This is a genomic window from Alteromonas sp. ALT199, from assembly GCF_018619335.1.
GTDB lineage: Bacteria > Pseudomonadota > Gammaproteobacteria > Enterobacterales > Alteromonadaceae > Alteromonas.
Window position 1 is genome coordinate 1 of the sequence record NZ_JAHHDX010000114.1, and the last position, 8,583, is coordinate 8,583.

At 42.8% G+C, this 8,583-nt stretch carries 8 protein-coding genes; 5 read left to right on the forward strand and 3 right to left on the reverse strand.

The genetic code is table 11. The annotated features are described in order from the left end of the window. Positions 1-381: 381 nt before the first annotated feature. The 4 genes from betB to KL866_RS12135 all read left to right on the forward strand — a co-directional run bounded on the left by betB (position 382) and on the right by KL866_RS12135 (position 5,766). Positions 382-1,848 (forward strand): betaine-aldehyde dehydrogenase, encoded by a 1,467-nt coding sequence (gene betB / locus KL866_RS12120; protein ID WP_214995238.1) that lies wholly within the window; start codon positions 382-384, stop codon positions 1,846-1,848. Between the two features lie 18 nt (positions 1,849-1,866). Further along, positions 1,867-3,519 carry a choline dehydrogenase gene (gene betA / locus KL866_RS12125; protein WP_025256016.1) on the forward strand — a complete coding sequence of 551 codons (1,653 nt, stop codon included), beginning with the start codon at positions 1,867-1,869 and terminating at the stop codon, positions 3,517-3,519. A 168-nt stretch (positions 3,520-3,687) separates the two neighbouring features. Then, complete coding sequence (locus KL866_RS12130; protein ID WP_025256017.1) at positions 3,688-4,905, forward strand: choline transporter; 1,218 nt, start codon at positions 3,688-3,690, stop codon at positions 4,903-4,905. 138 nt (positions 4,906-5,043) lie between these two features. Then, positions 5,044-5,766 (forward strand): TorF family putative porin, encoded by a 723-nt coding sequence (locus tag KL866_RS12135; protein ID WP_025256018.1) that lies wholly within the window; start codon positions 5,044-5,046, stop codon positions 5,764-5,766. Positions 5,767-5,889: 123 nt separating this feature from the next. Here the strand turns inward: KL866_RS12135 and rlmF are convergent, their stop codons facing one another. Together rlmF and soxR are read right to left on the reverse strand one after the other, a co-directional pair. Continuing rightward, a complete protein-coding gene (gene rlmF / locus KL866_RS12140) occupies positions 5,890-6,864 on the reverse strand; it encodes a 23S rRNA (adenine(1618)-N(6))-methyltransferase RlmF (RefSeq protein WP_214995239.1) in 975 nt (324 codons plus the stop codon). 6 nt (positions 6,865-6,870) lie between these two features. Next, positions 6,871-7,347 (reverse strand): redox-sensitive transcriptional activator SoxR, encoded by a 477-nt coding sequence (gene soxR / locus KL866_RS12145; RefSeq protein WP_214995241.1) that lies wholly within the window; start codon positions 7,345-7,347, stop codon positions 6,871-6,873. A gap of 107 nt (positions 7,348-7,454) precedes the next feature. Here soxR and KL866_RS12150 point away from each other — a divergent pair, with 107 nt between their 5' ends. Continuing rightward, positions 7,455-7,835 (forward strand): VOC family protein, encoded by a 381-nt coding sequence (locus tag KL866_RS12150; protein WP_025256021.1) that lies wholly within the window; start codon positions 7,455-7,457, stop codon positions 7,833-7,835. A 38-nt stretch (positions 7,836-7,873) separates the two neighbouring features. Here the strand turns inward: KL866_RS12150 and KL866_RS12155 are convergent. Further along, positions 7,874-8,583, reverse strand: a 710-nt coding sequence (locus KL866_RS12155) for an ABC transporter substrate-binding protein (RefSeq protein ID WP_214995242.1), incomplete at its 5' end; no start/stop codon positions are given.

Below are 8,583 nucleotides of genomic sequence, written 5' to 3' on the forward strand. Positions count from 1 at the left end.
AAATTAAGTATTAAAAGCACGCTTTAAACACTCACTCAATCTTGCTCTGAAAATACATCAGCGTTGAAATAATAGTTAGAACACTATACAATTTATTTTAATTGAACAGCCAATCAAAATAAAATACCACCTTGAAGTTAAGAGAGATGTCGCTATGAAACCCACAAAAATCCGATGTGGGTGAGGAAAGCGAAGATGGTATTTGTTTAGCATAAAGTGATTAATGCAAACCTTTTCATCGCCAAGCGATGAGAAATAGTTTCAACACTATTCATCGTTTTGAAACCATTTACATATATTACGTTATACATATTTATTTTTATTCGTAGAACACGCAGATTGGCGAGCGTTATCAGCACTTTTTAAAGTAGGAGTTCATGCATGTCATTACCAACTTATCAGAATTTCATTCACGGCAAGCCGATGGCAAATAAGAGCAAAGAAACCTTTGCAGTAACTAATCCCGCAACCGGTGAAGTAATTTACCACGTAGAAGTGGCTGATGAGTTTATCCAAAAAGAAGCAATAAAAAGCGCTAAAGAAGGGTTTGCGGCGTGGTCAGCAATGATGCCTATCGAAAGAACTCGCATTCTTAACAAGGCGGTTGCACTGCTTCGTGAGCGTAATGACGAACTGGCTAAATTAGAAGTACTCGATACCGGTAAGCCTATTCAAGAAGCCGATTGTGTAGATATTGAAACTGGCGCAGATGTGATTGAGTATTACGCAGGCCTTGCTCCTACTCAATTGGGTACACAACAATCTGTAGGCGGCGACTTTTTCTATACACGCAAAGAAGCGCTAGGTATCTGTGCTGGAATTGGCGCGTGGAACTACCCTATCCAAATCGCTTGCTGGAAGTCAGGTCCGGCGCTTGCTGCAGGTAATGCATTTATATTTAAGCCATCAGAAGAAACACCTATGGGTGCACTTAAACTTGCTGAAATTTTCACTGAAGCTGGTGTACCTGCTGGCGTGTTTAACGTTGTTCAAGGCGCAGCGCAAGTAGGCCAATGGCTCACTAACAGCCCTGAGATTGACAAAGTATCTTTTACTGGCGAAGTGGGCACAGGTAAAAAAGTGATGCAAAGCGCCGCTGCGTCGAATTTGAAAGACGTTACAATGGAGCTTGGCGGTAAGTCACCGCTAGTGGTATTTGACGATGCCGATATTAGCCAAGCGATTAGTGCCGCTATGCTAGGTAATTTTTATACCCAAGGCGAAATCTGCACGAACTGTACTCGTGTTTATGTTCAGCGCTCTGTGTATCAAGCCTTTATTGATGAGCTTAAAACCCGTACAGAGAACAACATTATCATGGGCGACCCGTTAGACCCGAATGTGAACCTAGGCGCACTTATCTCTAAAAAGCACCAAGAGCTAGTACTTAGCTATATTGCAAAAGGGAAAGAAGAAGGCGCAACTCTGTTAACCGGTGGTAGCGCTGCTTCTCCAGATTCGGCTCCTAATGGCTATTTTGTCGAGCCAACGATCTTCACTGACTGTACTGACGATATGACTATCGTTAAAGAAGAGATCTTCGGGCCAGTAATGAGCGTGTTGGTGTTCGATGACGAAAATGAAGTAATTGCACGTGCAAACGACACCGAACTAGGTTTAGCGGCCGGTGTATTCACTAAAGATATTCAGCGCGCCCACCGCGTCATTCACCAGCTACAGGCCGGTATTTGCTGGATAAATGCGTATGGAAACTCCCCTGCCGAAATGCCTGTAGGCGGCTACAAGCAGTCAGGTATAGGGCGTGAAAACGGCGTTGAGACACTTAATAGCTACACGCAAACCAAATCGGTTTATGTAGGTATGAGCCAAATTGAGAGCCCGTTTTAAGTCGTAGTAGGAGTACATATGCAAACATTTGATTACATTATTGTAGGAGCGGGCTCTGCTGGCTGTGTGCTAGCGAACCGCTTATCAGAAAACCCTAAGCATAAGGTCTTGCTTCTTGAAACCGGTGGATCTGACAAAAGCATTTTCATAAAGATGCCAACGGCACTGTCTATTCCTATGAATACCGACAAGTATGCATGGCAATTCAACACTGAAAAAGAACCATATTTAAATAACCGTGAAATGCACTGTCCTCGTGGAAAAGTGCTGGGTGGTTCATCATCTATTAACGGAATGGTGTACGTACGTGGTCACGCTAAAGACTTCGATGAGTGGGAAGCCCACGGCGCAGAGGGCTGGAATTACCAAGCCTGCCTACCCTATTTCCAAAAAGCGGAAACCTGGTACAAGGGCAACGATGCTTATCGCGGTGGTAATGGTGAACTTGGCGTTAACAACGGCAATGAAATGAAGAACCCGCTATACACGGCATTTATCAAAGCTGGTGAGCAGGCTGGTTACGATATCACTAGCGATTATAATGGCAAGCAGCAAGAAGGCTTTGGGCCAATGCATATGACCGTGAAAGACGGCGTTCGCAGTTCAGCAAGCCGAGAATACCTTGACCCAGTAAAATCGCGTAAAAATCTAACAATAGTAACTGGCGCGCTGGTTACTAAGGTAGTAATGAAAGATAAAGTCGCGAAAGGCGTTGAGTATGTGGTTGATGGTAAAGCTGAAACTGCCAATACGTCTAATGAAGTGATTTTAAGTGCCGGCTCAATTGGCTCGCCACACATTCTGCAACTTTCAGGTATTGGCGATAAAGAAATTCTAGAAAAAGCAGGCATTGACGTTAACCATCACCTGCCGGGTGTAGGCCAAAACCTTCAAGACCACTTAGAATTCTATTTCCAGTACAAATGTAAGCAGCCTATTACGCTAAATCGCAAGCTGGGCTTAATTTCTAAAGGGCTCATCGGCGCGCGCTGGTTGCTAAACCGTTCAGGGTTAGGTGCAACTAATCACTTTGAATCTTGTGCGTTTATTCGCTCTAAAGCTGATGTGGAGTGGCCTGATATTCAGTATCACTTTTTACCCGCTGCTATCCGTTATGACGGGAAGTCTGCCTTTGATGGTGATGGTTTTCAAGTACATGTCGGCCACAACAAACCAAAAAGTAGAGGCAGCGTTACCATTCAGTCTGCTGATCCGACAATACCTCCTAAAATCCTATTCAACTACTTGCAACACAAAGATGATATTGAAGGGTTTAGAGCATGCGTAAGGCTTACAAGAGAAATCATCGCACAGTCAGCATTCGACGACTTCAGAGACGGCGAAATTCAGCCTGGCGAGCACATTCAGACGGATGAAGAAATCGATGCATTTGTGCGCGAAGCTGTTGAAAGTGCTTACCACCCGTCGTGTTCATGCAAAATGGGCGAAGATGACATGGCAGTAGTAGATTCTCAAACCAAAGTGCATGGCATTAAAGGCCTGCGTGTGGTGGATTCATCTATCTTCCCCACTATTCCGAACGGAAACCTAAATGCGCCCACAATAATGGTAGCAGAAAAAGCCGCAGACATAATTTTGGGTAAACCAGCTTTGCCACCGCAACATGTGGCAGTGGATATCCATTCAAATTGGCAAACTGAGCAGCGTTGAGCTTTTAGCTATTTTGCACCAGTGTGCTTGTTCTTAAAACAAGCACACCTTCCACAGTGCCTACATGCCGCCATTTTTAATGGCTTTAGCGTGTAGCTGGGTGGGCTTTTTAATAACGAAAAAAAGGAAAAAACATGTTTCATTTTTATCAATACTGGGAGGGTGATAATGACAGTATGGCTTAGTGCAGGCATTATTTTCACCTTACTTTCGGTAGCCTATATTTTATTTAAATGGGGCAACATGAAAGTGGTAGGCGTAACGCCAGTTAGAACCTTTACTTTTATTGCCATTCTTTTTACCTCGGGTTTGGACGTGGGCCTAATTATGTTCCCACTTACTGAATTTGCTGGTTATGCTGACATAAGCGCAAGTCCTGAATATGCTTTCACCAATCCGCTCGCCATTGAGTTTGGATTTTGGGGGTTCTTAATTTGGGGATTCTACTTTCTTACTTGTTTTTATTTCTGCGTAATTGAGCCAAAAGTAAAATTTTTTGAAATTCCCGTTGTTAAGTTCGTCAATAATGTTGTGATCATCGGAACCTGTGCTTTCACAGCCTTCTTACTACTGTCTAACCTTCCGTGGTATCTACCGTCTGTGGGTGACGGCGAATCAGTCGTTCCTTCGTTCTATCTGATTGTATTTGCTGCTATTGCCTTTGCAGTCTACTCAAGTACTAGCATTAAGTATGTGCGAATTTTAAGCCTAACGACCACATGGGTGTTCATAGCCCTCATTATTGGTATGTGGGCCGCAGCATTTGTCTTTGGTGAAAGTGAAATTACGGCTTATTTTACCAATCTTGGTCTTATTGGCGGATATTTTGCGAACATTGATAATTTCGTATTGCCCATAAATGAGTACCACGAGTTCTATCTATTCTGGTGGTTCAGCTGGAGCATCATGATAGGTCAGTTTACCTCTCGTTTTGTGGGAGGTCTTAAAACCTACCAAGTCATGTTGGCTATGATGGTCATCCCATCTATCCCTATCGCCGCGTGGTTTTCGGTACTGTATCACTATCACAGTGCAGGTATACCTACAGAAGGAATTACGAATATGGCGATGGTATTTGTAGGTGTGGTTTTCGTAATCAACTCACTGGACTCATTGATAAGGCTTTACACCGACAACCTAAATATGACAGTTGAACGCATTGGTAAAGGTAACTACATTGCCCTTAACATAGTAGCACTGTCACTGCTTACGCTGTTGTTCAAACTAGACTTCTTACAAATACAGTGGGTAGGCGCGTTAGTTATTGCCATTTTCTTTAGCTGTTTCGCGTTCATTTTAAGTCAGAAGTTCAAATCGGTGACGACTATAAAAACATCTCCGAAAGAAAACAAAATCGACTTTACTAAAATAGAAAATCTTAGCTAATTAACTTAATAACTTCTTACCTCGTTAGCATTGGCTCACTTTTGAGCCAATGGGGTAAGTGTTGCCCGAAACCTGCAAAAATGTGCTTCAAATAGGAAGCGGGCTAAATAAAACAACGATAAAAACAGGTGTTTGACAATGAAAAACTTGAATTCTTTTTTTACATCCACGCATATTTTCACAGCGGCTATTATCGCAGCGTTATATTCTTCAGCTTCGTTCGCTGACTTAAGCGCCAATATCTCTGCGGTATCAGATTATACCTTTAACGGTTTAAGCCAAACACAAAACGACCCGGCGCTTCAGGGCGGTGTTGATAAAGCTTTTGATAATGGGACTTACGTTGGAACTTGGGCATCTAATGTTGATTTTGGTGGCGACACCAACCTTGAGTGGGATGCCTACATTGGGCGTTACCAAATGCTCACTGAAGCTGTCAGCATTGACTACGGCATTGCCTACTATTCTTATCACGGCGGTGACGATTCAAGCGACGGTAACTACCCGGAAATTTATACTAAATTCGGTTATGCCAGCGACTACGGTAATACCGAGCTTAACCTGTGGTACACGTGGGACTACTTTGGCACGGGCTCAAGACACACGGTTGCTATGATTGCTCACACCTTTGAACTTGCACCTAACCACAACCTTCGTGCTAGCTTTGACGTATCTAACTCTTTAGACAGCGATACTTGGGTATGGCGTGATGAAAACACGTCTTTCTATCACTACCGGTTGGCGTATCAAACAAGCTACAAAGGGTTAGACTTTGAAATTGCCGCTGAGAACACAAACCTTGACATAGATACCGCCGACGAACGTATTGTGTTTGGTGTATCTAAGACCTTTAGCTTTTAAATCTCGAGCTCAGGCATGTTTTTTACGAAAAAACATGCACGAATTTGCATACATGCGAGCACCACATACGCGGTGCTCGTTGTTTCAAGTGCTTTTAATTAATCGAGTTCAGCTACTTAGCCATTAAAACGTCCAAGCAATAAAGCGACTTACCTTACTTCCCTGCCCCATATCAATCACATTGCACTGAGTCGCCCCATAGTAGTTGATACTGGTTTTAATAGGTCTTAAGTGAGCACTTTTCGAGACTAAACAAGTAAACCACTCTACATTGTTTTTTACCGATACGCTCTCTTGCACCATGCGCTGAATAAAAGCCAGTTCGCCGCCTTCGCACCACAATTCGTTGGCCTGTCCTGCAAAATTTAAGTTTGCGTCCTGCTTTTGATACGAGGCATTTTTACCTAGTAGCTTGGATGTACGATACCCCAAGCCTTGATCTCGATTATCGGTGAACTTTCCACCACCTCGCTTTTGCTTATTGCGGGTTAAATTAGATGTTTTTCTACGCGTGCCAAACAATGCATCCTGGGCAGACTTGTGAAACGGAGGGTTGCACATTGTAAAGGTAAACCGTTCGTTTTCTTCAATGACGCCGTTAAAAATATGCGCACTATTCGTTTGTTTACGAACTTGGAATTTATTTGCTAACACACTATTTTTGCTAGCAATGACTTTAGCGCTTTTTACAGCAGCCTCGTCAACATCGCTACCCACGAATGACCAGTCGTAGGACGTAACCCCAATAATAGGATAGATAGCATTAGCACCTACGCCGACATCTAATCCACGCACGTCTTGCCCACTCCCGCTTTTCTCACTAGAACTTGTTGCTTTTAATAAATCTGCTATACCGTGAATATAATCTGCTCTACCAGGTACTGGCGGGCACAAGTAACCATCTGGAATATCCCAATATTGAAGGCGATAATAGTGACGAAGCAAAGCCGCATTTAGCACTTTTACAGCCTGTGGATTAGTAAACTCTATACTGGTTTTACCGCTTTTAGCACGTACAAGAAAAGGCTTAAGTGCTGGGTATGTGTGACACAGCGCATCCATTGGATAGCCGTTTTTGTGAAGGTTTTTCGGGTGCATTAAGCGCTACTTTTTGTGTGAAACTAAAAACTGTGATTGCACATTTTCATCGAGCAACTGGGCGCCACTGCCTTGGGCTGCCGCTTTATCGTCGGTATTGTATAGCCTACAGCGTTCTAAAGACAAACATCCACAGCCAATACAACCCTCTAACGAGGTTTTTAAGCTGGTCAGCGCCGCGATTTTTGCTTCGATATACTCATTAAACACCTTACTTAGCTTTGCCCAATCGGCTTGGGTTGGTGTTCTACTGTCTGGCAGCGTAGACAACAGGCTTTTTATCTGCGCTAAGGAATATCCCATGTTTTGCGCAATTAAAATAAAAGAAACTCTGCGAATAACAGAGCGAGGAAAAGCTCTATTTCCACCACTAGTGCGCACAGAAGGAATAAGCCCTTCGTTGGCATAATAGCGAATTAATGACACTGCGTTACCTGTACGCTTTGCAATAAAGCCAATACTTACCAAGGGTTCCGGTGCCATAGCGCCTCTCTTCTCATAAATTTTTATAGTGCATAAAAACGCTTGATCTAAAGTTAGCTTCAGATATTAAGCTGTTTTGCGTTGATTATCTACACAAGGAAAAACACATGACAGTTGCATACTTAGAGCACACGAATATTACCGTTCAAGACCCAGATCAATTAGCTAACTTGCTTTGCACGCTGTTTGGTTGGAAAGTAAGGTGGAGCGGCGGCGCTAAAAATGACGGCTACACCGTACACGTTGGAAACGACAAAGACTATCTCGCGCTTTACAGACCAAAAACCATTAATGAGATAGAAAGTGACTATAAAACCTTGGCCAACATTAACCATATCGGCATTGTTGTGCAAAATTTAGATGAGACCGAACAACAAGTTCTCGCGCTAAATTTTAATACCTATAGCCATGGTGATTATGAACCAGGTCGACGTTTTTATTTCATGGCCCAGCAAAATATAGAGGTCGAGGTAGTTTCATACTGCTAGCCTATTTTTATATTATTGACCTATACCGCAATCGTAGATTAAAACGGCATAGTAAGATCATATTTATGATACAACCGCGCGAGCACACCTTGCTTGCGCAATATTTCTATTTGTTCATCAAATTTTGTTTTAAGCGCCAAGCCATGTTCGTTCAAAGCAAAAGACCAATACAATTCAAAACTGCCAATTTCTGTGATTTCATATTCCGACTTGTCGTCACGCTCATCTAAAGCTGACTGCACCAAACTATCAGCCCCAACATAAAAATCGATTTTTTTTAGTGCTAACAAGTTTAAACCTTTATGTGAGTCTTCGACTTCAAGCCCCATCGTAGCTTCTTCTAAATACGGGTAGAAAACCATGTCCTCATATCCAGAGCGATAGGCCCCGAGCTTGTCACTAAGAAAATCTTGCTTCAGAGCATCGTCAACATGGCTCACCATAACTACCCTATCAATTATTACAGGCCGATTAGAATGATAGAGCTCAGACGTTTTATACATAGCGCCTGTCATATCGATTGTACCTTGCAAAATATTGTTAACAGCACGCTTCCAAGGGTAGTAGTGAATATCTATTACATATTCTGGTTCAGGGAAAATTTTATGTACCAGCTCGTTGTAAAAGCCACTTCCGTCATAATTGGTATAGTCTTGCCAGTAATCAGTTCCCCATTTAATTGGAATTTGCGCTACCGCCGGAAAACTTATCAGTGCACAAAATAGCAAGCCAATATAAGTAACAGGTT

What these genes read in the sequence shown, in the direction of transcription:
- betB (WP_214995238.1), top strand. Translation starts at nt 382, where the DNA reads ATGTCATTACCAACTTATCAGAATTTCATTCACGGCAAGCCGATGGCA.
- betA (WP_025256016.1), top strand. Translation starts at nt 1,867, where the DNA reads ATGCAAACATTTGATTACATTATTGTAGGAGCGGGCTCTGCTGGCTGT.
- KL866_RS12130 (WP_025256017.1), top strand. Translation starts at nt 3,688, where the DNA reads ATGACAGTATGGCTTAGTGCAGGCATTATTTTCACCTTACTTTCGGTA.
- KL866_RS12135 (WP_025256018.1), top strand. Translation starts at nt 5,044, where the DNA reads ATGAAAAACTTGAATTCTTTTTTTACATCCACGCATATTTTCACAGCG.
- rlmF (WP_214995239.1), bottom strand. Translation starts at nt 6,864, where the DNA reads ATGCACCCGAAAAACCTTCACAAAAACGGCTATCCAATGGATGCGCTG.
- soxR (WP_214995241.1), bottom strand. Translation starts at nt 7,347, where the DNA reads ATGGCACCGGAACCCTTGGTAAGTATTGGCTTTATTGCAAAGCGTACA.
- KL866_RS12150 (WP_025256021.1), top strand. Translation starts at nt 7,455, where the DNA reads ATGACAGTTGCATACTTAGAGCACACGAATATTACCGTTCAAGACCCA.